Source organism: Rhizobium leguminosarum (assembly GCF_010668065.1).
Classification (GTDB): Bacteria; Pseudomonadota; Alphaproteobacteria; order Rhizobiales; family Rhizobiaceae; genus Rhizobium; species Rhizobium leguminosarum_S.
Window position 1 is genome coordinate 116658 of the sequence record NZ_WUEN01000009.1, and the last position, 25089, is coordinate 141746.

Annotated in this window: 27 protein-coding genes; 13 read left to right on the forward strand and 14 right to left on the reverse strand. The window is 61.2% G+C overall.

All coding sequences use genetic code 11. The features are described 5' to 3' along the window. Nucleotides 1-19 precede the first annotated feature (19 nt). Together GR198_RS23260 and GR198_RS23265 are read left to right on the forward strand one after the other, a co-directional pair. Nucleotides 20-748 carry an SDR family oxidoreductase gene (locus tag GR198_RS23260; RefSeq protein WP_130725797.1) on the forward strand — a complete coding sequence of 243 codons (729 nt, stop codon included), beginning with the start codon at nt 20-22 and terminating at the stop codon, nt 746-748. A 55-nt stretch (nt 749-803) separates the two neighbouring features. Beyond that, nucleotides 804-1568, forward strand: coding sequence for an SDR family NAD(P)-dependent oxidoreductase (locus tag GR198_RS23265; protein ID WP_164069640.1), 765 nt, complete (start codon nt 804-806; stop codon nt 1566-1568). A gap of 142 nt (nt 1569-1710) precedes the next feature. On the opposite strand, the gene GR198_RS23270 is transcribed toward GR198_RS23265, so the two are convergent. The 6 genes from GR198_RS23270 to rapA2 all read right to left on the reverse strand — a co-directional run bounded on the left by GR198_RS23270 (nt 1711) and on the right by rapA2 (nt 7746). Beyond that, nucleotides 1711-2733, reverse strand: a complete 1023-nt coding sequence (locus GR198_RS23270; protein WP_164069641.1) for a sensor histidine kinase — start codon at nt 2731-2733, stop codon at nt 1711-1713. Further along, on the reverse strand, nt 2733-3437 hold the full coding sequence (locus GR198_RS23275; protein WP_164069642.1) for a response regulator: 705 nt from the start codon (nt 3435-3437) through the stop codon (nt 2733-2735). Before GR198_RS23275 ends, GR198_RS23270 begins: the two co-directional genes overlap by 1 nt. Nucleotides 3438-3484: 47 nt before the next feature. Continuing rightward, on the reverse strand, nt 3485-4975 hold the full coding sequence (locus GR198_RS23280; protein ID WP_164069643.1) for a DUF4153 domain-containing protein: 1491 nt from the start codon (nt 4973-4975) through the stop codon (nt 3485-3487). A 303-nt stretch (nt 4976-5278) separates the two neighbouring features. Then, a complete protein-coding gene (locus GR198_RS23285; RefSeq protein ID WP_164069644.1) occupies nt 5279-6568 on the reverse strand; it encodes a helix-turn-helix transcriptional regulator in 1290 nt (429 codons plus the stop codon). Nucleotides 6569-6654: 86 nt separating this feature from the next. Further along, a complete protein-coding gene (locus GR198_RS23290) occupies nt 6655-6843 on the reverse strand; it encodes a hypothetical protein (RefSeq protein ID WP_029873530.1) in 189 nt (62 codons plus the stop codon). Nucleotides 6844-7035: 192 nt separating this feature from the next. Further along, nucleotides 7036-7746 carry a calcium-binding lectin RapA2 gene (rapA2, locus tag GR198_RS23295; RefSeq protein WP_029873531.1) on the reverse strand — a complete coding sequence of 237 codons (711 nt, stop codon included), beginning with the start codon at nt 7744-7746 and terminating at the stop codon, nt 7036-7038. Between the two features lie 453 nt (nt 7747-8199). Here rapA2 and GR198_RS35510 point away from each other — a divergent pair, with 453 nt between their 5' ends. The 4 genes from GR198_RS35510 (at nt 8200) to GR198_RS23310 (ending at nt 9472) form a co-directional block, all read left to right on the forward strand. Continuing rightward, nucleotides 8200-8352: a hypothetical protein gene (locus GR198_RS35510; protein WP_204337201.1), complete on the forward strand. Its 153-nt coding sequence runs from the start codon at nt 8200-8202 to the stop codon at nt 8350-8352. Nucleotides 8353-8392: 40 nt separating this feature from the next. Continuing rightward, complete coding sequence (rpsU, locus tag GR198_RS23300) at nt 8393-8629, forward strand: 30S ribosomal protein S21 (protein ID WP_025398240.1); 237 nt, start codon at nt 8393-8395, stop codon at nt 8627-8629. Nucleotides 8630-8691: 62 nt separating this feature from the next. After that, complete coding sequence (locus GR198_RS23305; protein ID WP_062940459.1) at nt 8692-8886, forward strand: hypothetical protein; 195 nt, start codon at nt 8692-8694, stop codon at nt 8884-8886. A 106-nt stretch (nt 8887-8992) separates the two neighbouring features. Next, a complete protein-coding gene (locus tag GR198_RS23310) occupies nt 8993-9472 on the forward strand; it encodes a pyridoxamine 5'-phosphate oxidase family protein (RefSeq protein ID WP_017958269.1) in 480 nt (159 codons plus the stop codon). 119 nt (nt 9473-9591) lie between these two features. On the opposite strand, the gene GR198_RS23315 is transcribed toward GR198_RS23310, so the two are convergent. Continuing rightward, nucleotides 9592-10500 carry a LysR family transcriptional regulator gene (locus GR198_RS23315; RefSeq protein WP_164069645.1) on the reverse strand — a complete coding sequence of 303 codons (909 nt, stop codon included), beginning with the start codon at nt 10498-10500 and terminating at the stop codon, nt 9592-9594. A gap of 107 nt (nt 10501-10607) precedes the next feature. Between GR198_RS23315 and GR198_RS23320 the strand changes: the two genes are divergently transcribed. Then, the gene (locus GR198_RS23320) at nt 10608-11483 is read left to right on the forward strand and encodes an aldo/keto reductase family oxidoreductase (RefSeq protein ID WP_164069646.1); all 876 of its coding nucleotides are present in this window, start codon (nt 10608-10610) and stop codon (nt 11481-11483) included. A 115-nt stretch (nt 11484-11598) separates the two neighbouring features. On the opposite strand, the gene ppk2 is transcribed toward GR198_RS23320, so the two are convergent. From ppk2 to GR198_RS23355, 7 genes are all read right to left on the reverse strand, one after another. Next, nucleotides 11599-12513 carry a polyphosphate kinase 2 gene (gene ppk2, locus GR198_RS23325; RefSeq protein ID WP_164069647.1) on the reverse strand — a complete coding sequence of 305 codons (915 nt, stop codon included), beginning with the start codon at nt 12511-12513 and terminating at the stop codon, nt 11599-11601. A gap of 146 nt (nt 12514-12659) precedes the next feature. Further along, nucleotides 12660-14312 carry a GMC oxidoreductase gene (locus GR198_RS23330; RefSeq protein WP_164069648.1) on the reverse strand — a complete coding sequence of 551 codons (1653 nt, stop codon included), beginning with the start codon at nt 14310-14312 and terminating at the stop codon, nt 12660-12662. An 83-nt stretch (nt 14313-14395) separates the two neighbouring features. Then, nucleotides 14396-15478: an ABC transporter ATP-binding protein gene (locus tag GR198_RS23335; protein WP_164069649.1), complete on the reverse strand. Its 1083-nt coding sequence runs from the start codon at nt 15476-15478 to the stop codon at nt 14396-14398. Between the two features lie 7 nt (nt 15479-15485). Further along, nucleotides 15486-16370 (reverse strand): carbohydrate ABC transporter permease, encoded by an 885-nt coding sequence (locus GR198_RS23340; RefSeq protein WP_164053585.1) that lies wholly within the window; start codon nt 16368-16370, stop codon nt 15486-15488. Next, complete coding sequence (locus GR198_RS23345; RefSeq protein WP_164069650.1) at nt 16370-17257, reverse strand: carbohydrate ABC transporter permease; 888 nt, start codon at nt 17255-17257, stop codon at nt 16370-16372. Before GR198_RS23345 ends, GR198_RS23340 begins: the two co-directional genes overlap by 1 nt. Nucleotides 17258-17359: 102 nt before the next feature. Next, on the reverse strand, nt 17360-18592 hold the full coding sequence (locus GR198_RS23350) for an ABC transporter substrate-binding protein (RefSeq protein ID WP_164069651.1): 1233 nt from the start codon (nt 18590-18592) through the stop codon (nt 17360-17362). Nucleotides 18593-18652: 60 nt separating this feature from the next. Then, entirely contained in the window at nt 18653-19606 is a 954-nt protein-coding gene (locus tag GR198_RS23355) for a sugar phosphate isomerase/epimerase family protein (protein WP_164069652.1), read from the reverse strand. Between the two features lie 222 nt (nt 19607-19828). Between GR198_RS23355 and GR198_RS23360 the strand changes: the two genes are divergently transcribed. From GR198_RS23360 to GR198_RS23385, 6 genes are all read left to right on the forward strand, one after another. Then, nucleotides 19829-20899, forward strand: a complete 1071-nt coding sequence (locus tag GR198_RS23360) for a LacI family DNA-binding transcriptional regulator (RefSeq protein ID WP_029873542.1) — start codon at nt 19829-19831, stop codon at nt 20897-20899. Between the two features lie 190 nt (nt 20900-21089). After that, a complete protein-coding gene (locus GR198_RS23365; RefSeq protein WP_029873543.1) occupies nt 21090-21530 on the forward strand; it encodes an acetyl-CoA carboxylase biotin carboxyl carrier protein in 441 nt (146 codons plus the stop codon). Next, nucleotides 21530-22921 (forward strand): acetyl-CoA carboxylase biotin carboxylase subunit, encoded by a 1392-nt coding sequence (gene accC / locus GR198_RS23370; RefSeq protein ID WP_164069653.1) that lies wholly within the window; start codon nt 21530-21532, stop codon nt 22919-22921. The genes GR198_RS23365 and accC overlap by 1 nt, the downstream gene beginning before the upstream one ends. Next, nucleotides 22918-23352, forward strand: coding sequence for an acetyl-CoA carboxylase biotin carboxyl carrier protein (locus tag GR198_RS23375; protein ID WP_029873545.1), 435 nt, complete (start codon nt 22918-22920; stop codon nt 23350-23352). The genes accC and GR198_RS23375 overlap by 4 nt, the downstream gene beginning before the upstream one ends. Then, the gene (pxpB, locus tag GR198_RS23380) at nt 23349-24056 is read left to right on the forward strand and encodes a 5-oxoprolinase subunit PxpB (protein WP_011654457.1); all 708 of its coding nucleotides are present in this window, start codon (nt 23349-23351) and stop codon (nt 24054-24056) included. The genes GR198_RS23375 and pxpB overlap by 4 nt, the downstream gene beginning before the upstream one ends. Beyond that, nucleotides 24053-25048, forward strand: a complete 996-nt coding sequence (locus tag GR198_RS23385; RefSeq protein ID WP_029873546.1) for a biotin-dependent carboxyltransferase family protein — start codon at nt 24053-24055, stop codon at nt 25046-25048. The genes pxpB and GR198_RS23385 overlap by 4 nt, the downstream gene beginning before the upstream one ends. Nucleotides 25049-25089 lie beyond the last annotated feature (41 nt).

A 25089-nucleotide genomic window follows, 5' to 3' on the forward strand; every position in this document is an offset into this window, starting at 1 on the left:
AGGAAAACAGAGGAAGAAAATGGGACAGGATCTGTCTGGAAAAGTCGCGGCCGTCACCGGAGCGGCGTCGGGTATCGGCCTTGAATGCGCCAAGGCTTTGCTTGTCGCGGGCGCTCGGGTCGTGCTGGTCGACCGTAACGAGGAAGCCTTGAAGGAAATCTGCTCGAAACTTGACGCCAACGCCATTCCCTTGGTCATCGATCTCACCGATCCGAAAAGCGTCGAACGGATGATGCCGCAAATTCTCGAAAAAGCGGGTCAGCTGGATATCTTCCACGCCAATGCCGGCTCCTATATCGGCGGCGAAGTGCTGGGCGGAGATCCTGATGCCTGGGACCGGATGCTCAATCTGAACATCAATGCCGCCTTCCGCTCGGTGCATGCCGTTTTGCCGCATATGGTCGAGCGCAAGACCGGCGATATCATCCTGACGAGTTCCGTTGCCGGCATGATCCCGGTCGTCTGGGAGCCGATCTACACCGCCTCGAAACATGCGGTCCAGGCATTCGTCCATACGCTGAGGCGGCAGGTGGCCAAGCATGGATTGCGCGTCGGCGCCGTCGCTCCTGGCCCCGTGGTCACCGCCCTTCTCAGCGACTGGCCGCAGGAGAAGCTGGATGAGGCGCTCGCCGCGGGCGGCCTGATGGAGGCGAACGAAGTGGCCGAAGCGGTGCTCTTCATGCTGACGCGCCCACGCAACATCACGATCCGCGATCTTGTCATTCTGCCGCAAAGCGCCGACATCTGACGAAAGTGCGATCGCCTTCAACAATCGCGGAACGCCTACTCAAGAGGAAACGGCCATGATCTTCGACAGATTTCGCCTGAACGGACAGGTGGCACTGGTGACCGGCGGCACGCGCGGCATCGGGCTTGCCATCGCCGAGGCGCTCGGCGAGGCGGGCGCCAAAGTCATCATCACGGGCCGAACCCGCAATGCAGCAGCGGAAGACCGGATCTCCACGGCCGGCGTCGATTGCGATTTCATCGCCGCCGACCTGATGAAGGAAAGCGCTGCCGACGAACTCGTCACTGAGACCCTTTCACGGGCGGGGCGGCTCGACATCCTCGTCAACAATGCCGGCATCGCCATTCATGGCGACAGCGGCGATTTCTCCGATGTCATCTGGCGCGAGATCATGACCGTCAACGTCGACGCCGTCTTTCGCGCCTGCCGCGCCGCGCTCGCACCGATGCGGCGCCAGGGTGGCGGCGTCATCCTCAATATCGGCTCGATATCGGGCATCGTGTCCAACATTCCCCAGAACCAGGTCGCCTATAATACCTCCAAGGCGGCGGTCCACATGATGACGAAAAGCCTCGCCAGCGAAGTTGCCGCCGAGAATATCCGCGTCAACGCCATCGCCCCCGGCTATATCGAGACCGATCTGTCGCGCGGCGGCATCGACAATCCAGACTGGTTCCCGACCTGGCGCAGCATGACCCCGATGGGACGCGTCGGGCAGCCGGAGGAGGTCGCGGGTGCCGCATTGTTCCTCTGCTCGGCGGCGGCAAGTTATGTCACTGGCGAAGTGCTGGTTATCGACGGCGGTTATACGACGCGGTGAGACGCGAACACGAGATTGGGGGGAGGGTGGCTCACGGCCGCTTGGTCGGTGGCGAGTTTCTCCCCCGCCATCCTGCGGGCCTGATAATCGGGGAGTGGGCCTCGAAGACAAATTGCGGGTAGCACATCGCATCGATACGATCTCAGCCGGATAAGATTTGCAGGGGAATGGTGATTTCGAACTCGGTGCCGGCGCCGGTCGTCTGCAGCAGGCGGATCGTACCGCCATGGGAGCTCAGCATGGCGCCGACGATACCGAGGCCCATGCCGGTACCGCCCTGTTCGCGGCGGGTTGAGAAGAACGGCTGAAAGATGCGTTGGCGATTGGCCTCGGAGATACCGCTGCCGTCGTCACGGATAAGAATGACGGCTGTTCGGCCGTCTGCCGATACTCTGAGTTCCAACAGCGTGGCGCCGTGCTGAAGAGCGTTTTCGGCAAGGTTGGCAAAGGCAATGCCGGCTGCTTCCTGGGGAAGAGCAACCGATATTTCCGTATCGCCTGCGCCGGAAATATGGAGGGCGGGAAACCGTTCGCGCAGTGAGGATAAGATGTCGGTGACGCTGCTTCTGCCTTCGGCCACGGGCGTTTCCGCCTGCGCAAGCTCCCTCAACCGCTGCAACAATGCATCGAGCCGGACCGCATCGGCGACGATGTTGTCGAGAAAGTGCAAACGCTGCGCCTTCGTCATCGGCCTCTCGACGTCATCGTCACGCAAAAGCTCTGCCGCACCGCGGATGGCCGTCAGCGGCGATTTCAGTTCGTGGGAGACATGAGCGGCAAAGGAGCGGACATATTCGGTGCGATCGACAAGTTTTCCGGCAAGATCGAGGAAGCTTTGCGACAGCACGGCGATCTCGCGCGTTCCATAGCTTTCCAGCGGCCGGATTGCTCCCTTGCCGCCGCGAGCGATCTCCTCCGTCCGGGCGATCAAAGCGTCGATAGGCCCGGTGATGGTGCGCGTCAGCACATAGGCAACGCCGAGCGTCAGCATGAAGGCGACAACGAGGGCGCCGATCTCCGCCGGTGCCATCCGGTTCGAACTCGCCTCCACGGCACGAAACCAGATGACGATCAGGATCGGCAGCGCCATGACCGCGAGAAGCACGACATAGACGATCAGCGCCAGCGTCGGTCGCCATTTCGTCCTGACTTTCGGTGCCGGCATCAGGCCTTCCTCCCGCTTTCAATGCCGAGTTTGAAGCCGATGCCGTGAACGGTTGCAATGATCGCGGAACCGCCGGCCGCCAGGAACTTGGCTCTGATGTTGCGGATATGGCTGTCGATCGTCCGGTCAGCGACATAGGTTCCGGCGCCATAGGCCGCCTCCATCAGCTGTTCGCGGCTGAAGACCATATCGGGGCGTGACAAGAACGCGTCCAGGATTGCGAATTCGAGCGCTGTCATTGCGATGGTGCTCCCGCCAAACATGACCGCCCTGCCACGCCGATCCAGGCTGAGTACACCGGCGACAAGGGTGGCGTGGCGTCTGTCGGGCCCCACTTCATTGCTGCTGCGCTTCAAAATCGCCTTGACCCTCGCCACGAGTTCGCGCGGGCTGAACGGTTTGGTGACATAATCGTCTCCGCCGATTTCGAGACCCAGCACCCTGTCGATCTCCTCGTCACGCGCCGAAAGAAACAGGATCGGCAATGCCGACGTCTTGCGGATCTGGCGACAGACTTCCAGGCCGTCCATGTCGGGCATGCCGATGTCGAGAATGATGAGATCGATGTTGCCACGGCGGAAGGCCGCCATCGCCTCGGTACCGTTGCGGGCGGCCATCGATGCCAGGCCGGCGCGCTCAAGGGCGAAGCAGATCACGTCGCGGATATGAGGTTCGTCATCGACGACGAGAATGCGGGGCGCCATCACCAGTCCTGCATTGGTTTATCGTGCCTGTTGTTATCGTTCTCGTTCTATCTTGCAATGGGAGCCAGAAGATAACTCTCCAGCCGCGCCGCCCGGAAGGTCCAGTTCCGCCAGTCCCGCCGGCGCATCTCAAAATTCCTGGCGATGTAGTACCGAACTGTCACCGCTTGGCTCCTCTTGTCGATCAGGTGATCCGGCAACTTGAAGAGGTAGAGGTCGAGCGCCGGAATGACGGAGGGACCGAGCGAGGAGAGATAATCGAGGTCGAGCGGCGGACCTTCCTGGCTGATTTCCTGGCTATGGGCGACGTTGAAGCGGGCGATGACATCAGGGAAATCGATGAAGGCGCTGATATAGAGCACCGCAATCAGGGAGGCGAGGTTCGCAGCGATCAGCCACTCGTTGGATCGGTTGAGCAGAATGCGCAGCAGGATCAAGACAAGGCCGATGGCAACGAGGCCCATCCAGAGACCGGCGGCGACACGCAGTTCCGTCAGCGAATAGGCCTCGACGTAAAGCCCGAGCCGCAGCATCGAGGACAGGCAGAGAAGGACGTTCTGGCCGATCCAGGCGTGGACGAGGCCGCGGATCAGCGAATTTTGATCGCCGGGGCCGCCGCGCCGCATGGCGAGGAGGACGAAACCGGCGGCCAGAAGCGCCGTCGCAATCAGCGGATAGGCGCCGCGATGAGCATATTCGGCGTGGCTCATGTGATCGGGTAGGTCTGCGCCGCCCCAGAGATAGACGAGATCGAGAAGTGTCTGCACGGCAAAGAGCGCGTTGAAGAGGAGCAGCGACCGCAGCAGGGAGGCCTGGCCAAACGGTGCATTTCTGGTCGGCACGATGACGAACGCCCTGCTGGCTTGCGACCTCGCAGTGCGCCGCTTCAGGCGCGGCCGCAACATCGCCCAGACCACAGTAGCGATCATGATCCAGAAGCCGATCCGCCAAAGGTCGAGAAACTGCAGCAGAACGGCAAAACGGATACTGCGCAGCGCGATCTCGATAAGCGGGTTCGCAGCCGCAAAGAGGAACACGAAGACTGCGGCGAGAGCGAGCGGCATGATCCAGAGGCCGACGCCCTGCCAAACGACGGTGAAGGAGAAACGTTTGGCCGGCGTCTTAAGATATTTCCTAAAATCTTCGGCAAGCCGCAAGGGAATGACAAGAGTGAAACGGAGAAACACCAGCGGCAGAGCGGTCAGACTGCGAGGCATAAGCCTGGCGCCGACGAGAGCAACCGCTATCAGCGCGCTGATGCAAAGGGCGATGCCGGTTAATGAGGGCGCTTCCAGCAGAGGTGCCGACGCCAGAACCGAGAAACCAAGCAGGAGAGCAGCCATTGACGGCGCTCGGATCTTCCCCATCGAAAGTAGAATGCCGGTGCAGACGGCGAGCGCAAACAGGAAAAGGTTTATCCCGGGCATCTCACCAAAGATCAAAAAATCGGCCAGCGCCACCAGCACAAACAGCGTGGCAATCCGGCCACTGCCACGCCTGATGGGCATTGCTTCTGTCAGCGTGTCGATTGTGTCCATTGGTGCTCCTCTCGTAGATGCCGCTTTTCGATCACGATGAGCATAGTTGCTGGGGTCTCCTCGGAGGCGGTCCCTCGAGGCCAGCTCGCCTCCGTCAGCCACCATCCGTCATTGCGGAGGCGATCCGGCAAAACGGGCGGTGTGACGCGAGGCGGGATGTCGTTCTTGCTCATGGCGGAAGAATGCCGCGCCGGATTGCAGATTTTGTGCAGAGAGTGAGCAGCAATTCAGGAAAATCGCCCGGACCTATGAGGTCATGCAGCAGGCATCTCCAGATCATATCGCGTGAAGATAGCCTAGAATTTACGATTGCCGCGGACGGCTCTTTCCATTCGTGTGGGACGGCGTCGCCGGCCTGTTTCCGGCGATCGGGATCGAGGCAATCAGCCTGGCGAGAGCCGCCTGGGATCGCACCCCCGTTTTGCCAAAGCATCGGCCGGTGTGGGTTTTTACCGTGTTGGATGAAATTCCAAGAACCCGGGCAATCTCGGGCAGATTCATTCCGCTGCCGATCAGTGCGGCGACCCGGGTTTCGGCTTCGGTCAGGCCAAAGATGTGTTGCAGTTGTTGCGCTTGCCGACGCGTCTTCGCTTCCGGATCGACGATATGAATAAGGACGCGCGCTCCGCTATCCACCGCATCCCATATCGAAACTGTCGGTGCAAGCGGCGTGATCATCACCAGATAGGGCGGCAAACCCGATGGCCGGGAGATCGACAATGCCCCGTCGAAAGGCGTGTCTTCGCCATCGGCTATCAGCAAAGCCTGACGAATGGCATTCACTAGGCGGGTAGATGTCTTCGAAATATGGGCGGCAAGCGAGGGTCTCTCGGATCGGCTGAGAAAAATGCCGTCGGCCTGCTTGAGTAGTGCTTCGGCTGCCGCATTCAAGAGAAGGACCGCACCCCGACTATCGATCAGCACGGCCGCATCCGCGATTGCATCGATCAGCCGTTGCGGCAATTCGGGTGCGCGGGCGATCCGGTTTACCTGAAAGGAAAGATCGATCGCCCGCGCCATATGCGGGCTCAGCCGCTCTAACCGCGCTGCCGCTTCGACGGCGTGCTCGTCTTGCTGACGAGACAGGAACAGAGCGACACCGCCGATACCTCCCCGCTCGTGCAGGCTGGCATGCGGCAGGAAGAGCTGATTGAAGATGTTTTGAGGCTCGCAGATATCGGCGTAAAACGCGGAATGCCGGACGGCCTCTGCATCGATCAACCTATTGCCGACTGCAATCTCGCCCGGCTTTACCTTCTCGAATGCGCGGGCATAGGGGTTGCTCGTGTAATGCTGAAGATAGAGCGCATTCAAATCTTCACGCATGCGGCCGGGGATCAGAAAGCTGCCGCGGCCATCGGGCGCCTGATAGACAATATTTCCGGCGACGGCGCCGACGTAATCAACGATCGCGCACAGCGTATCCGGCCATAGTTCTGAACGGACCGCTGCCTGATAGACAGCATCAACGATATCGACATGATCCATATCAACGCCGCTCGTTTTCACGATGATGGTTCCACCAAATGCAACGATCGCACCATTTCGATTACTGCCTAAATCTCTAAGGAGAGGCAAGATAGCGAGCGTCACCCGATCAGGCGATATCTTGCGCCGTCTCGTTCACCGAATGACTTGCCGGGATTTGTGAGAAGATCGTTGAAGAAATGGAGGCCGCCTCATCTGAACCTTGGCGCGCGCTTGGCATTGTGAAGCAATTCGGAGGCGGTCGCGAACGGACCGAAGAGTTTGAGCAGCAGCGCTTGTTCCTCGGCATCTATGCGGTGACGAGCGCAGAACTCCGTCACGGACCAGACTTTCGTCAGATCGTCTGTTTCGACTTGCCTGGGTTCGATATATTCGGTCACGGCGTGTCCTCCGAACATCAAGACTACGCCACGCCGGCATTTATAAGAACTAGCTAAAAAGAATTATGCCGCTTTGCAGATCATCGGAATATGATTGGCTCCCCCCGGCGGACTTGCGTCAATCAAGCGGGATACGAAGACGCCCGCCGATTGCGCGGCGGGCGTCGTGTCTCACTGATATATGACTGCTGATCAAACGAGAGCGTCGGTGCCTGTGATGTTGAGCGTCAGAACGCCAGCATCGGTGTGGCCTTCGCCGTCGGAGATCTTGTAGTACTGGACGGTTTCCGTGACGGTCTGGCCAGCAGCCAGGTCATCCGTCAGCTCATAGGTGAATTCGCCATTCGGCTTGACGTGGAAGACGCCATAGTCGCCGACGATGTCGGTAACAGCGTCGGGGCCGCTCTTGGCGCTGACATTCGTGCCGTCGAACTGGCGAAGGAAGAGGTGACCATTGTCGCCTGCAATGTCGTTGTCCAGAACGTTGCCGCCGATGGCGTCGCCTTCGTTGAAGCTGTAGTGGTCGTCAACAGCGATCGGCTTTACCTGGGTTACGCCCTGGATGTTCAGGGTGAACAGGCCGACGTCGGTGTGACCGCTGCCGTCGGAGATCTTGTAGGAAACCTTCTCCTGGAACGATTCACCGTTGGCGAAACCGATCTTGGCGGCGTCGCTCAGGACATAGGTGTAGCTGCCGTCCGGCTTGACGAAGAAGGTGCCGTAATCGCCCTGGATTTCGGTAACCTGGCTGTTGCCGCTCTTGGCGCCAACGCTTGCGCCATCGAATGCGCGCAGGAACAGGTGGCCGTTGTCGGAAGAATCGTTGGAAAGCAGATTTCCGGAAATAACGTCGGTTTCTTTAAATGTTGCACTATCATCAGTTGCATGTATCAGCGAAGCCATGGCTCTCTCCTAAAATGTTTATTGGCGGGTCAATTTCGACCTCAGCGAGCGGCTCCTTTAACAACCTATTAATACTACAAGTCAATGGTCTATTTAACAGAAGGTTAATTTCGATGGCGGTCTTCACGTTGCTTCCATTCTGGCGGAATAATGTCACTCTCGCGCAAAATTGAAGAAAATTCGGCAAAAACTATACCCGGCTAACTTGAATAAAATGGCACCGAGTATATCTGAAGGCGATTAGCGGTGCTCGCGCTATGCCATCCGGGCTATCCGTTGCAATTCTGCTCGCCGAGCCCTATGTTGCTGGATGTACCCGATCCAAGCGGAAATCCGAGCCGTTGCCGGCTGCTGCTTGAGACGCTTATGCCTCGGCGCGCGCCATAAGGCTGCGTGATGGGCAATCCCACAAACAATCGATAACGTCGGCCAAGGCCGGCAAAGGATTTCTTTTTGAACAACACATATACAGCCACCGCGGTTGCGGCGGCGAATCCACGTGAGGATGACGAGGCTGTCCGCAATGCTCCCAGGAGCTGGAAGCCGTTTCCCTGCCTTCTCACCCGCCGCGAATTGCAGGCTCTGATCGCCGAGCAGCTCGGCTGAGCGGCGATCGGGCCACCATCCCAGACAAGGAGAACTCGAAATGCAGGTACTCGTCAGAGACAATAATGTCGATCAAGCGCTCAGAGTCTTGAAAAAGAAAATGCAGCGCGAAGGGCTGTTCCGCGAAATGAAGGAACGGCGCGCCTATGAGAAGCCGTCCGAACGGCGCGTCAGGGAAAAGGCGCAGGCGATCAGCCGACATCGCAAGGCTGCACGCAAGCAGATGCAGCGTGAAGGCCTGCTGCCCGGTCCGAAGCGGACGGTGGCCGCCCGTTAGCGGCTTTATCCTCACCAGCCTTCCCGGGCTTTGGCGGTTACATTCCCCTGAAAGGACAGACAATGGACGAACTCAATAGCCTCACCGTTTCGGAAGAACGCCTCGAGGATTGCCGCGATGTCGTGGAGCCGGATCTGCAGGATCTGATTCAACGCGCTCTCACATCGGGTTTTTCCCGGGAGGAAGTTCTCATCGCCGTCAGCGAACTGGTCGCCGAAGACTTCGCAACGGTCATGAGAACCCCAAGCGTCCATTGATCGACCGCAGGCCTCGATCACCTTGCGAATGGGCTCACTAGGCCCGCCGACTGGGAACATCGGCCGCGGCAGATGGTTACTTCGTCTCCTGCACATGGAGATGACAATGGCCAATCAAGACGATGCGACACGGGTATGGGAATTGATCGACAAGATCGGCTTTTGCATGCTGACGACCCGCAGCGGCGACGATCTGCGAGCCCGCCCGATGTCCGCCTATACCGCGCAGCTCGAGAATGCGATCTATTTTCTGACGGATGTCAGCAGTCACAAGGACGATGAAATCACTCGCTGGCCAAACGTATGCCTCGCCTTTGCCGACACCAAGGGACAGAAATATGTTTCCGTATCAGGGACGGCCGAGGTGCAAAACGACCGGGAGAGAATCAGGGAATTATGGGCGACGCCGGCAAAGGCGTGGTGGGACAATCCCGACGATCCTTCCATCCGCATCCTCAAGATGACGCCGGCTTCAGCCGAATATTGGGACAGCCCGGGCACGATCATCAGCTATATCAAGATGGCGGCCGCAGCGGTCTCGAACACCAAACCTGATATGGGCGACAATGCCGAGGTCAAGCTTTAACGCATCGTCGGCCATTAAGCCTGCTTACAGCGCCGCGCATCCTTCAGACACGCAGAGGATGCCGTAACACTTTGAATTGCTGCATCATTTTATTCTTAGATCGATTCCGGCTTAAGGAATTATGCAGTAGCCGATGCCTTGACAAAGTCGATGAATGCGCGGAGCGGCGCCGGCACCAGCCGACGCCCGGGATAGTAGAGGAACGGCCCGGAGAAGCGTTGCCACCACGGCTCGAGGATGGGCTCGAGCGCGCCACTGTTTATATGCGGGCGCAGCCAGTCCTCGAAGAGGCAGACGATCCCTGTTCCTGCTATCGCTGCATCCACGGCCAGGTCGGTCGCTCCGCCGACCCGCACGATCAGCGGCCCCGTTGGATCGACCCGCACGATCTCGCCATCCCGCTCGAACTCCCACGGCGCCGTCATCGCACCGCTGGCAAAGCGACCCAACAGACAGGCATGGCCGAGCAGCTCGCTCGGATGTTGCGGCCGGCCACGGCGATCAAGGTAGTCGGGGGAGGCGGCGATGGCAAAGCGCTGGATGCGTGGCCCGATCGGTATCGCGATCATATCCTGCTCCAACCGCTCGTCGTAGCGGATGCCGGCGTCGCAGCCGGCCGCGATGACATCGACAAAGCTCTCGTCGGTCACCACCTCCAGCCGAATATCGGGATAGGCGGCGAGGAACGGCGGAACGATGGCGGGCAACACCAGCCGCGCCGCGCTGACCGGCACATTGAGACGCAAAGCACCGGCCGGCCTGTCGCGAAATCCGTTGACGACGTCGAGGGCAGACTCCACCTCGCTCAAAGCAGGGCCGAGCCGCTCCAGCAAGCCCTTGCCCGCTTCGGTCGGGACGACGCTGCGTGTCGTCCGGTTGAGCAGCCTGACGCCGAGCTGGCCCTCCAGGCGACGCACCGCTTCGCTGAGGAAGGAGGCGCTGTTGCCGCTGACGCGCGCGCCTTCGCGAAAACCGCCGGCACGTGCCACGGCAACAAAGGCATTGAGATCACCCAGATCCACTTTCACTGTTCGCCACTCCGCACAGCCTGTGCGGATTATAGCCAATTTTCACACACGCCGACAGTGCTTATCTTGGGCCTATCTTGGCGTCATCTCTCGAAAGGAATTAGATCATGTCCATTATCGATCAGTCCGGCACGTTCAACCTCGGCGGCTACAGCGTGAAGCGGCTTGGCTATGGCGCCATGCAGCTTGCCGGGCCTGGCGTGTTTGGCCTGCCCAAAGATCATGGCGCGGCCTTGGCTGTGCTGCGGGAGGCGGTCGCGAGCGGCGTAAACCACATCGATACCAGCGACTTCTATGGCCCGCACGTCACCAACCAGATCATCCGCGAAGCGCTGCATCCCTATCCCGACGATCTCGTCATCGTCACCAAGATCGGCGCCCGGCGCGGCGCGGATGGATCCTGGATTCCGGCCTTCTCGCGCGAAGAGCTGACGGAGGCGGTACACGACAACCTCCGCAATCTCGGCCTCGATGTGCTTGATGTCGTCAATCTCAGGATCATGTTCGACGTGCACGGTCCGGCCGAAGGGTCGATCGAAGTACCCCTGACGGTGCTCGCCGATCTTCAGCGGCAAGGCCTGGTCCGTAACGTCGGGCTGAGCAACGTCACATCCAAACAAATCGCCGAAGGGCGTGGGATCACTGAGATCGTCTGCGTGCAGAACCAGTACAATCTGGCGCATCGGGCCGACGATGCCCTGATCGACGATCTCGCGCGCGACGGCATTGCCTATGTGCCGTTCTTCCCGCTCGGCGGGTTCAGCCCGCTGCAGTCTTCCACCCTGTCCGATGTCGCAGCACGCCTCAACGCGACGCCTATGCAGGTGGCCCTCGCCTGGCTGCTGCGTCGCGCGGAAAACATCCTGCTGATCCCCGGCACCTCGTCCGTCGGCCATCTCAGGGAAAACCTCGCCGCCGCCGCGCTCGTACTACCGGATGACGCTGTCTCGGAATTGAACCGCATGGCTGATGTCGCCGCTTGACGGCATCCGATGACTGCAAATGACCCGATCGCTACGCCACGCTCTCGCATGGCGTAGCGAAGCAATACGGCTCCCGCTATTTCCTCAACTCCGCCGATCCGTTGCGGCTATGCTTTCAATAGCGCTCCGGCACATACATTTCAGGCGGCACCGGCGCCCTGTTGTAATCGGCGTTACGGATGCGGTCCGGCAACTGGATCTCCGGTTTCGGAACATCCTCGTAAGGGATCTGCTCGAGAAGATGGGCGATGCAGTTCAGCCGCGCCCGTTTCTTGTCCACGGCCTGAACCACCCACCAAGGCGCATCGGGGCTGTGCGTACGCGCCAGCATTTCTTCCTTGGCTTTGGTGTACTCCTCCCAATGGACACGGCTTTCCATATCCATCGGTGAAAGCTTCCATTGCTTCAGCGGATCGTGGATACGCATATTGAAGCGGAATTCCTGCTCCTCGTCGGTGATCGAAAACCAGTATTTGATCAGCACGATTCCGGAGCGGACCAGCATCCGTTCGAATTCGGGCACCGAGCGGAAGAACTCCTCGAGTTCATCAGGAGTGCAGAACCCCATCACGCGCTCGACACCGGCGCGATTGTACCAGCTTCGGTCGAAGAGCACGATCTCTCCACCGGTCGGAAGATGCGGGATATAACGCTGAAAATACCATTGATGGCGTTCGCGCTCGGTCGGGGCGGGCAGCGCCACCGTCCGGCAAACGCGCGGATTGAGACGCTGGGTCACGCGCTTGATCGCGCCTCCCTTGCCAGCCGAATCCCGGCCTTCGAAAAGCACCACCACCTTCAGCTTCTTATGCTGAACCCAATCCTGCAGCCGCACCAGTTCGTGCTGCAAGCGGAAAAGCTCCCGGAAGTAGATCTTTCGCTCCAGCGTCTGCTCCGCCGGTTCCGACATTCCTTCGGCGACCAGATCGTCGAGCCGGTCTTCCTCCATCTGCATTTCCAGCTCTTCATCGAAGCTGTCGGCGATTTCGGCCTTTATACGGCTGAGTTGGTCCTGAGGTGTTTGAGTCATGGGCTTTTCCTTCCTGCCTTTTTTTGACAGGAGCATGTCACTGCGAAGTTTGTGTGACGGTTCGGCTGGCCGAAGCTGGAACAGCGACCTCCCGATCTCTTAAGCCGATGATTGACGTCCAATGCGCTTCAGCCACCGAGGGGCGCCTACAGCCGTCCCGTCCGGTACTGGTCTACAAGATTCCGGCAGGCGCGGATCGTCAGGGCCATGACGGTGAGCGTCGTGCCGGCGATGCCGCTGCCGGGGAAGGCGCTGGCGTCGGTGACGATGAGGTTCGGCACATCCCAGACCTGGTTGTAGGGGTTGAGCACGGAAGCTTGCCGGTTTTCGCCCATGCGCGCGCCGCCCGTCTCATGGATTGCGGCGCCCATGCACATGGTCTTGCGGAACCATTTGCGGAACATGAAGCGGCTGAAGGCATCGGCTTCGGGAAAGGCGCCCTTGCCGATTTCCTTGAGGCCGGTGGGCGAGCCGATGAATTCGAGGTCGCCGCCAATCTCCCTGATCATGGCGATCAACGTCTCCTCCTGCCTTTTGAGCAGTGCCTGCTCCTCCTGTTGCATGACGCAGCGGATATGCGGCACGGGAATGTTCCAGGCATCCTTGCGCCTCAGATCGAGCGTGATGCGGTTGTCGGCATAGGGCAGCATGCGGCCGAAACCGAAGAAGGCGAGACGTGCATCTCTGTCCCCGGAGACCGGCGCGCGGCCGACGCTTCCCTGGTAGTCGAAATCGCCGCGGGCGGCGTCGCCCTCTCCGAAGCGGGGAATGAAGATCCCGCCCGACGGATTGTAGAAGGGGTCGGTCGGCGCGGACTCGTCGACCGCCCAACCCTTCGCCTTCGAAAAAGACCCAAAGGCCAGGCACGGAAGCTGGTCCATGAAATAGCGACCGAGAGCGCCCGAGCTGTTGCCGAGCCCATCCGGATGTTTCGCCGAAGCCGAATTCAACAGCAGCCGCACGCTCTCTATCGGCGAGGCCGAAAGCACCACCGTTGCCGCGCGAGCCGTCGATACCGCGCCCGTGTTGCGATCAATGTATTCCGCGCCGGTGGCGCGGCCGGTCTTCTCATCCGTGGTGATGCGGCGAACGACGGCGTCGTAGCGGATGGTCAGCTCACCGGTCGCCTTTGCTTCTCGCAGCGGTCGTGGCATCCGGTCGGCGTCAGGCGCGATGTAGCGCCAGGAGACGACGTGCCTGTCCGGCCAGCGGTTTTCAACCGCCTGCTTGAAGATCTGTTCGGCCGGCGTCAGGCTTGCCGGCTTCGCATAGATACCGTCCGGCAGCGTGGCCACGTTGTCCTTGTTGCCGTAGAGCCCGAGATAGGTCTCGACCTCGTCGTAGAAAGGCGCCAGTTCTTCATAGGAGACCGGCCAGTCCACGCCCTTTCCGGCGCGCGATCGGATCTTGAAATCGTCATCGGTCCAGCGCAGCAGCACCCGGCCGAAACTGTGGAGGCGCCCGCCGCCCTGGCGGCCGCGGATCCAGAGGAAGGGCTCGCCCTTCGGCGTCGTATAGGGGTTCTTGCGGTCGTTGACGAAGAAGTGGCTGAAGCGCTCGGTGAAAAAGGCTGCGCGCGCCTGGATCGGCTGGCCCTTGAGGGTGGCCCGCGCGCGCTCCCAGATATTGATGCTGCTTGCCGGCGCCTTCTTGCGGGCGGGATCGAAATCCTTCGGTCCGACGGCGGGGCCGGCCTCGAGCAGCAGCACCTGAAGTCCCTGTGCCGTCAGTTCCTTTACCGCAAAGGAACCCGCCGCGCCGGAGCCGATCACCAGCGCATCATAGACGATCTCAGACATGTCTTTTCAAATCCTGTCCTGGAGCAATCCTCAAAACGGCGCGAAACGCACCCGGAATTGCGGGAAAACAAAGGGATGGTACGTCACAGCCGCGATCCGTCAGCGCCGAAGAGGGACGCCTTGGCGATATCGAGCCCGGGAGCCAGAGCATCTCCGGGCTGCAGGGTGACATCGCCCATGAGCCGGAGCGAGAGGCTCTGGTCTGCCCAGTCGAACCAGACAACGGCGTCCGAACCCATCGGCTCGACGACGGAAACGCGACCCGGAATGGTGGGCAGACCGCTCGTGGCGCCATCGAGCACAAGGTGTTCCGGGCGAAAGCCGAGCGTTGCCGGTCCTTCCGCTGCGTCCGCCCGGAAGGAATAACCGGAGAGATCGACAGTGAGCTCCTTGCTCCGGAAGACCGGCGCGCCGTTGCCGCGCTCGATCCGGCCCTCGGCGAAATTCATCGCCGGCGCGCCGATGAAACCGGCGACGAAGAGATTGATCGGACGGCGGTAGATTTCTGCCGGCGAGGCGAGTTGCTGGATCACGCCGTCCCGCATGATGGCGATGCGGTCGGCCAGCGTCAGGGCCTCGACCTGGTCGTGGGTGACGTAGATCATGGTATTGCCGAGGCGCTGGTGCAGCTTCTTGATCTCGACGCGCAATTCGTTGCGCAGCTTGGCATCGAGGTTCGACAGTGGTTCGTCGAACAGGAAGACATCCACTTCACGCACCAGCGCCCGGCCGATGGCGACACGCTGGCGCTGACCGCCCGATAGCTCGGCAGGACGCCGGTCGAGCAGCTTGTCGAGCTGGAGGAGGGCGGCGGTGCGGGCGACACGGGCCTCGATCTCGGCCTTCGGCAGGCCGGCGACGCGAAGGCCGAAGGAGAGGTTCTTGCGGACCGACATGCGCGGATAGAGCGCGTAGGACTGGAAGACCATGCCGATGCCGCGGTCCTTCGGCTCCTCCCAGCTGACGTTCTTGCCCGAGATCCAGACCTCGCCTGATGTGATGTCCTGAAGGCCGGCAATGGCGTTCAGAAGCGTGGACTTGCCGCAGCCGGAAGGGCCGAGCAGCACCAGGAACTCTCGCGGCGCGATATCGATCGACATCTTCTCGATCACCGTATGGTCACCATAGGCGATCTTCAGGTCCTTGACGGAGACGGCAGATTGCATGGAAGCGTTACCCCTTGACTGCGCCGGCCGCGATGCCGCGCACGAACCAGCGGCCGGACAGGAAATAGATGGCAAGCGGAACGATGGCGGTGAGGATCGTCGCCGCCATGTTCACGTTGTAGGTCCGCTCGCCCATCGTGGTGTTGACGATATTGTTGAGCTGCACGGTCATCGGCAGGTTGTCGCGCCCGGCAAAGACGAGACCGAGCAGGAAGTCGTTCCAGATGCCGGTGAACTGCAGCATGGAGACCACCACGACCATCGGCACGGCAATCGGCAGCATGATCTCGAAAAAGATGCGCCAGAAGCCCGCGCCGTCGACGCGCGCCGCCTTGCAGAGCTCCTCCGGCACGCTGACGAAATAATTGCGGAAGAGCAGCGTCACCAGCGGCAGGCCGAAGATGACATGCACGAGAATGATACCGGCGAGCGAATTGTAGAGGTCGATATTCGCCATCGCCCGGACCATCGGATAGAGGAAGATCTGGTAGGGGATCAGGCCGCCGGCCATCAGCAGGCCGAAGAGCAGGTTTGCTCCGCGCGGCCGCCAGAGCGACAGCGCATAGCCGTTGACGGCGCCGATGAAGACCGAGAGCGCGACCGAGGGGAGGGTGATCGCCACCGAATTCCAGAAGCCGCTGCGAATGCCGACGCAGACGGTTCCCATGCAGGCGCCCGACCAGGCGGTAGCCCAGGCGGAGAAATCGAGCATGGCCGGCAGGGCAAAGATCTGCCCGAGCCGGATTTCGTCCATGGACTTCAGCGAGGTGACGACCATGGTGTAGAGCGGCAGAAGGAAGAAAAGTGCTGCGACGACAAGGAAGGCATAGAGACCGATGCGCCCGGCGGTGATCTGTGCCGGCTTCGGGCCGTTCGGATGAGGACGGGCCATCACGCAGCCCCCTTTGCTTTGTCACGCATGTGCATCGCATAGCGGAACGGGGCGACTGCGATGATCACGCCGAGGACAAGCACTGTCGCGCCGGCTGTGGCGAGGCCGAGGTTCTGGCGCCCGAACAGATTGTCCATGATGAATTTCGCCGGCACCTCCGTCGCATTGCCGGGGCCGCCATTGGTCATGGCGACGACGATGTCGTAGGTCTTGATCACGCCCATGGCGAGCAGCATGCCGGCTGCGGCCAGCGCCGGCCCGAGCTGCGGCAGGATGATCGAGACATAGATCCGCCAGACGGGAATGCCGTCGATCCGCGCCGCCTTCCATTGCTCGCCTTCGATGCCACGCATGCCGGCAAGCGCAATGACCATGACGAGCCCCGCGCCCTGCCACACGCCGGCAAGCACCAGCGCATAGATCGCCATGTCGCGATTGACCACCCAGTCGAGGACGAAGCTTTCCCAGCCGAGCGAACGCACGCTTGCCTGGATGCCGAGCGTCGGATTGAGCATCCATTGCCAGATCAGCCCGGTCACCACGAAGGACAAGGCGTAGGGATAGAGGAATATGGTCCTGAAGGCGCTTTCGAAGCGGATCTTGCGATCGAGCGCCGCGGCCAGCAGGAAGCCCAGCAGCAAACAGCCTGCGACGTAAAGGACACCGAAGATCAACACGTTTTGCAGCGATGCCAGCCACTTTGCGGAAGAGAAGAGCTTCGAATACTGCGCCAAGCCGACATAGGTCGAGGACGGAAAAAGCGTCGAATTGGTGAAGGACAGGCGGATCGACCAGGCCATGGTGCCGATGAAGACCACGACCGCGACGAACCATGTCGGCAAAAGGGCGATGGTGGCGGAAAGATTGGGCTTGCGTTTGATGGACATCGGCCAGCTCGTTGACGGGTGGAAAGCAGGGCTCGCGCCGCCGCGGGAGGCAGCGGACGGCAGCCATGGCGTCGACATCAGGCCGACGCCACAGGCGCTATCCTACTCGAAGATGGCGAAGAAATTCTCGGCCGCGGAGGCCGCATCATTCGAGCCGCCGCTCCAGTATTCGTCGACGAAGTCGTCGAGCGCGCCGACCTGCTGCGGCGTCAGCACGATCGCCTGATCCGGCACGATCGCACCCGCGGCCATCAGCTCGACACCCTTCTGGGCGCAGACGTCCAGTTTCGACTTGTCGACGTCGGAACGCATCGGAACCGAACCCTTCTTGAGCGCGAATTCGACCTGAACGGCCGGATCCATGACGACTTCGGCGAGAAGCTTCTGCGCCTTGTCGGTCTCTGCATTGCCGGTCTTGGGGAACCAGAGGGAGTCGGCGATGTAAACCATGCCCTTCGACTCCGGCACGATCATGCAGCCATAATCCTTGCCCGGCTGCTTGCCGGCAACGGTGAATTCGCCCTTGGCCCAATCGCCCATGAACTGCACGCCGGCCTTGGCAGTGATCAGCATGGCGGTCGCGTCGTTCCAGTTGCGCCCTGCTGCACCGGCATCGACATAACCGCGCAGCTTGCCGAGGATTTCAAGGGTCTTCGTCACACCCTCGACGGAGGCCTGGCTCTTGTCCTTGTCGACATAGATCTTCAGGAAGCCGTCGATCCCGACCTGCGAGAGCAGGATCATGTTGAAGACCTTAGTTTGCTGCCAAGGCTGGCCGCCCCAGGCGACCGGAACGATGCCGGCAGCTTTCATCTTGTCGAGATCGGCAAAGAGTTCGTCCCAGGTCTTGGGCTCTTGCGAAATGCCGGCCTTCTCGAAGGCTTCCTTGGAATAGAAGATCCAGCTTTCACCATGGGCCCCGGTCGGCGAGAGATAGACCTTGCCGTCATAGGTGATGAGATCATGGATCGATTTCGGCAAGGCGTCGGCCCATTTGCCGGCGGCCGCCACGTCGTCGATCGGATTGAACAGTCCCTGGTTGATGAAATCGGCGGCAGCGAGACCGATGACGCCCTGCTTGGCGCCGGGCGCGTCACCGGCGACGATACGGTTCTGGAAGGCGGCATCGGCCGCGCCGAAGCCGGCGATCGAGGAATCCTTCCAGACGCCGCCGCGCTTTTCGAACTCGGTCTTGATAACGTTGAGGGCAGCCGCTTCGCCGCCCGACGTCCAGGACGACATGATCTCGATCGTCGGCTTGTCCTCGGCATGAGCCGAGGCAGATAGGCCGGCGAATGCCACGCCGGCTAGAAAAAGCTTCATCATGTTCTTCATTGTTCCACCTCTTGAAAATGCCCTCTTTGCGGGGCGTTTTTGTTGTCTCGGGAATGACTGTCAGCGATAGATCGGCAGGAGCGCCTGCCGGACGAGCGTGAGCCCGTTGGCGATGTCGCGGACGGGATCGGGCGCGGCATCGAGTTCGAGGATCGCCCAGCCTTCATAGGCGCGGTCGCGCAGCAGCCGGATCCAGGCCGGCCAATCGACCCGTCCGAGGCCGAAGCTGCAGAAATAGGGCTGGTGGCGTTCATGGATGTGCTTGTCGATCGGGGTATCGGCGGGCATGGGGCCGATCGCATCCTTCCAGTGGGCGATGATCATGCGCTCGTGATGACGATCGACGAGCTGGATTGGATCGGAGCCGGCAACGATGATATGGGCCGTGTCCGGGCACATGTGCACATAGGCCGGGTCAGTGAGAAGCATCATCAGGTCGACGTCGCGCGCGGCGGCAAAGATCGAGTGCGCCTCGGTGTGCAGCGCGAGCCGCACGCCCCTGGCATGGAGTGCTGCACCGAGCCGGTTCAGAAAATCGGCAATCACCTTGGCGCGGTCGAAATCGTAGAACTGCACCGGCTGGGCGCCGAGCGTCTGGCGTAAGGGGGCGCCGATCACCATGATGTCGCTGCCGCAGGCTTTCAGGAAGTCGGCATATCGTTCCGCCTTGTCGATCAGCGCGCGCTGGGCCTCGGGCTCAGCGAAATCGCCGGCCGCCTCCAGTTCCGCGAAGAAGCCGCTGCACAGCGTTAGGCCGCGCCTTGCCAGCTCGGCTGCGAAGGCGTCGACGGAACCGTAGGTCTTGATCGCGTCCTGCCAGTTGAAGGGAGAGAAGGTCAGCTCGACGGCGGTGACCCCGGAGGCCTGGACGCTGTCGAGTATCTTGTCCCAGAAGGCGCGTGGCTCGGCGCGGGCATAGTCGACGATCGCATCATGGCTGTCGACGCCCCAGAAGCCGGGATGAAAGAATGTCACGAGATCGACGCCGAAGCGCAGCCTGTCGCCAGTAGCCATAACCTGTCCATTTCTCGAGGCATGACCTACCCGCGTGCGGAACAGCCATTCCGCATCCAATAAGCCATGGATTTTCAACGCATTAAGAAATGGCAATCGTTTGCCATGACTAGATAATAGCCAAGCCGATTTTTTAAGCAAGCGGTTTTTGGCAAACGTTTGCTATAAATCGTCGCCTGCCTTAGAGTTGCAAATCGAAGCATCCGGGAGACCGAAATAAACATGAATAAAAACAAGGATGTGGGGGGAGAGGAGCCATCGGGTGCATTGATGGCCGATGTCGCGCGGCTCGCCGGCGTTGCGATATCGACAGTCAGCCGGGCGCTCGCCAATCCCGGGCGGGTCAACGAGAAGACGCGCGCCAAGATCAATGCCGCGGCCCGGCAACTGGGCTATACGCCGAACGCCATGGCGCGCGGTCTCAGGGTCGGCAAATCCAACATCATCATGATCATTCTGCCGGGATCGCTCTACTACGGCGCCTCCCAGGTCATCCCGCAGGTGCTGCAGAGTATCAATAAATCGCTGATCCAGGGCGGCTACAACCTGATGATCGCCAACCTCGATCGCGACGAAGTTTCCGAACGGCATATTCTCGACCTCGCCTTTGGCGGCAGCGTGCGCGGGGCGATCATCCTGTCGTCGAAGCTGCCGGAGGTCGACGGGCGCTCGCTGGCCAATTCCGGCCTGCCGATCGTCTCGATGCTGCTCGACATGAGCGATGCCGGCCTGCAGAGCGTCGTGACCAACGACCGCGAGGCCGTGCGCGACGTCACGGCCGAACTGATCCGATTGGGCCATCGACGGTTCTTCTATCTTGCAGGGCCTGAAGGCAATTATCACGATGTCGAACGTTACGGCGGCGTGCTCGAGGCGCTCGAGGCAGCAGGACTGTCCGAGGACTCGGTGCATCGCTCGGGTGGTCATCTCGATTATCAGCACGGCTTCGACATTGGTGTCCAGGCGGCGGATGATTTCGCCGAGTTGACCGAGAAACCGACAGCCGTCATCGCGACCAGCGACGACATGGCCATTTCTTTTGTCAGCCGTATCCAGCGGACGGGCTTAAGCATTCCCGGTGATCTGTCCGTCGTCTCCTTCGACGGCTCACCTGTCTGCGAATTCTGCTCTCCGCCGCTCTCGACGATCAAGCAGCCGGTGGAAGAGATGGGGCGCGCGGCGGTGGATCTGTTGCTCGACGCTATCGACCAGAGGCAGAATACGGCTGCGGTTCGCACCGTCATCCGCAGCAGCCTTATCCCGAGGGAGAGCATCGGCCCCACGAAGAGCTGACGATGACGCCGGCTGCCGTCGAGGGAAATTCGCAAGCGCTCGGCGAGATACCTCAGCGGGCGCGAATAGCCCTCCATCAAAACTTCGTCTGACCCCATCAGTCGACGCGTCGTGCTACGAAAATTCACAACACCGAGCGACTTGAAATGTCAGGTCCGCGCGGTGGAATTTTGAAATTCCGAGCACGCTTATGGACCTCTCGAAGATCAAGACGCTGATCGACTTTGTCGGACGATCGAACATTACCGAGCTGAGCGTGACGGAGAAGGACGTTACGGTTCGGATCTTCCGCACGTCGCCGGGTCAGGAGGCTGCTGCTGAGCCCGAGCAAGAGGCGGGATCGACGACAAACCTTGCCCGGGATGCCGGCGCCGGTACGCCTTCGAGGCCTGAGAAAATCTATGCGGTGAAGGCGCCGGTCTTCGGCGTTCTGCACCGGACCCCGGCGCCCGGGGAACCACCATTCGTCGCGATCGGTGACGAGGTGGAAGAGGGGCAGACGCTTTTCATCATCGAGGCGATGAAGGTCTTCAACACGATAGCCGCGCCGCGGTCGGGGCGCATTACGCACCTCACCGAAATCGACGACGGCGAGGTCGAGACCGGCGACCTGCTGGCGGAGATTGGCTGATGCCGGAAACGTCTGAACATTCCGCTGCTGCCGGGCACCGCTTCGATACCGTTCTGATCGCCAATCGCGGCGAGATCGCAGTCCGGATCCAGCGCGCCTGCCGCGAGCTCGGTCTGAAGACGGTCGCCATCTGCTCCGAGGCAGACAGGGAAGCGCCTTACGGCAGCACCGCCGACAGCTTTTTGTGCATCGGCCCGTCGAGTGCTGCCAAGAGCTATCTCAATCAGGATGCCATCCTTCTGGCGGCGCGTCTCGCCGGTGCGGGCGCCATCCATCCAGGTTACGGTTTTCTGTCGGAAAATGCCGCCTTCGCCGACGCCGTCGAAAAGGCCGGCCTGATCTTCATTGGTCCGACCGCTTCATCGATTGCCATCATGGGCGACAAGATCTCGGCAAAGCGGGCGATGATGGCAGCCGGCGTCCCCTGCGTTCCCGGTCCGGACACCGCGCTGCCCGATGACCCCGCCGCGGTCGAGCGCATAGCGCTGGAAATCGGATATCCCGTCATCATCAAGGCAGCCGGCGGCGGCGGCGGACGCGGCATGCGCGTCGTGCCAAAGGCCGATTTGTTGCATGAAGCAATTGCGCTGACACGGGAGGAGGCCCGCAAGGCCTTCGGTTCACCCTCGCTCTACATGGAGAAATTCTTAGAGCATCCGCGTCACATCGAGATCCAGGTTATTTGCGACGATCACGGCAATGCCGCGTGGCTCGGACATCGGGATTGCTCGATGCAGCGCCGCCATCAGAAAGTGGTGGAGGAGGCACCGGCGGCGGGAATTGCGCCCGACATCATCCAGCCGGTCGGCATGGCTTGCGTGCAGGCCTGCCTTCAGATCGGCTACCGGGGCGTCGGAACCTTCGAATTCCTCTATGAGGACGGCGCTTTCTATTTCATCGAGATGAACACGCGACTTCAGGTCGAACATCCCGTCACCGAGTTGACGAGTGGTGTCGATATCGTCCAGGCGCAGATAAGGGTGGCGCAGGGTCGCGTTTTAGATCTGACCCAAGGCGATGTGACCTGCGAGGGCCATTCCTTCGAATGCCGCATCAATGCCGAGGATCCGGAAAGTTTCCTGCCCTCGGCGGGTGTCGTCACCCATCTGGCGTTGCCTGCGGGACCGGGCATCCGCGTCGATACGCATATTCATGCCGGCTACAAGGTCTCGCCCTACTACGATTCTCTGATCGCCAAGCTGATCGTCCATGCGCCGACGCGCGCCGAAGCGATGGCAAGAATGCGCGAAGCGCTTGCCGGAATTGAGGTCGAGGGGATTTCCACCAATATCCCCTTCCTGCGCGCCCTGTTCGAGGACGGCGCATTCGCGCGCGGCGAGACGGATATCCATTATCTTGAACAATGGCTGAAGCTGCGGAGGGCGGCATGAGCGCGATCGATTTCAGCGATCCGGCGACCATCGCATTCCTCACCGAGACGCTGACGGCCGCCGGCGTGGACGGTCTTGAAATCTCCCGGCCGGGCGGACAGCTTCGCATCGTCGTCGCTGGAAAAGACGGCGCCCGGATCAGCTCGACCGAAGCGACGCCCCGTGCTCCCGGTTTAGCTCCCGGGTCTGCAGCGGCCGTCGTGAAGGCGCCGATGGCCGGCCGCTTCTGTGTCGAGCATCCGACCTTCGCCGCGCGGCGAAATCTGCCGCGCTCCGTATCCGATGCGGATATCGTCGGCTTTGTCGGGGTAGGGCACATCCTGCTCCCCCTTCGTGCCGGCCGTTCCGGTGTTTTGACCAGGCTGCTCGTCGAGCCCGGCGCACTGGTCGGCTTCGGCGATCCTCTGTTCGAAATCGGGCTCCCATCATGATCGTCACGACGAACAGACATGCATCGCAACGCGAAATCGTTCCAGCCACCCAAAGCCGGGCGCAGGTTTCCTCGATCGGCGCCAGATCCTTCCTGCTCGAGGCGCCAGGCGACTTCGATCTCGTCGCGCAGCGGCGGATCTGGGCTCTGTCCCAGAGCGTGAAAGGCTGGCCGGAGCTTGCCGAAAACATTCCGGGCATGACCAACCTGCTGGTGATCTTCAAGGAGACGCCCGAAGATCCGGATGCGGTGGTCGCCCGGCTGCTGGAGGCATGGGAGAATGCGCGCAGCATCGACCTCAAGGGCAAGATCATCGAGATACCCGTCGATTATGGCGGCGAATATGCGACGGATCTGCCGGCCCTTTGCGATATGTCGGGCTTGAGCGATCGCGAAGTCGTCCGCATCCATCATGAAGCGACCTACCGTGTCTTCGCCTTGGGCAGCGCGCCCGGTTTCGGTTATCTGCACGGCCTCGATCCGCGCATCTACATGCCGCGAAAGACCGTGCCCTCGCTGAAGATGCCGAAGGGCTGCGTCACCATCGGCGGCATGCAGACCGGCGTCGCCATGCTCACAGGCCCGAACGGCTGGAATTCCATCGGCTATGCGACGCTTGAGATGTTCGACCCCGCCTCATCGAGCCCCGCCATGATGGCGCCGGGAGATACGGTGCGGTTCCTGCCGGCGAGGATCGAGCTATGATCGAGATCTTGGAAAGCGGTTCGTTCAACACGGTGCAGGATCTTGGCCGCCCCGGCTATCGCGATATCGGCGTATCGGCCAGCGGCGGGATGGATCCGCTTGCGGTCCGCATCGGCAACATTCTCGTCGGCAATGATGAAAATGCCGCCGTGATAGAGGTGCAGACCTTCCCGTTCAGCCTGCGTTTCGAGCGGCGCGTGGTCTTTGCCGTGACCGGCGCCGACGGCAATCCTCATCTCAACGGACTGGAACTGCTTTCCTGGTGCGCTTACATCGCGGAGCCCGGACAGGTTCTCGAACTGAAACAGCCTCCACGGCTGGCGCGCTCCTATATCTCGGTCGGAGGCGGGCTGGATATCCCCGTTGTCATGGGCTCGCGAAGCACATCCCTGCGCGGCAGCTTTGGCGGCAACGCCGGCCGGCCTCTGGCGAAGGGCGACCGGATCGCGGTCGGCGAGGATACGGAGATCGCCATGCTGCCGGCCTCTGGTCTCGCCGTCGTCGAACCGGCCGTGGCATTGCGCGATGTCTTCCCCGCACCTGTTGACGGCGCATTGCCGATCCGCGCCCTGCCGGCCGGCGAGCATGATCTTTTCGCAGGCGATGGCGAAGCTTTCTGGAGCCAGACCTGGAGGATTTCCTCCCGAAGCGACCGGACGGGCTACCGGCTGTCAGGCGAGCCGATCAAGCCGACCGCGTCCATCGAGATGCGCTCCCACGGCGTCGTGCCCGGCGTGATCCAGGTTCCGCCCGGCGGCGAACCGATCGTGCAGATGAGCGATGCCAACACCGCCGGCGGCTATCCGAAGATCGCCGGCGTGATCGAATGCGATCTCTGGCGGCTCGGCCAAGCCCGCATCGGCGCCCGCCTGAGCTTCGTTCGCTCGACGCATGCCGAGGCGCGTGCGGTGGAGCAGGCTGTCGCCCGCTATGTCGACGACGTCAGGCAAACTTCCCGGATGGTCAAGCGCGCCCTGAAGACGATGGCCTGATACGACGGGATGCGTGAAAACAAGAAATACCGGCCCTCAAA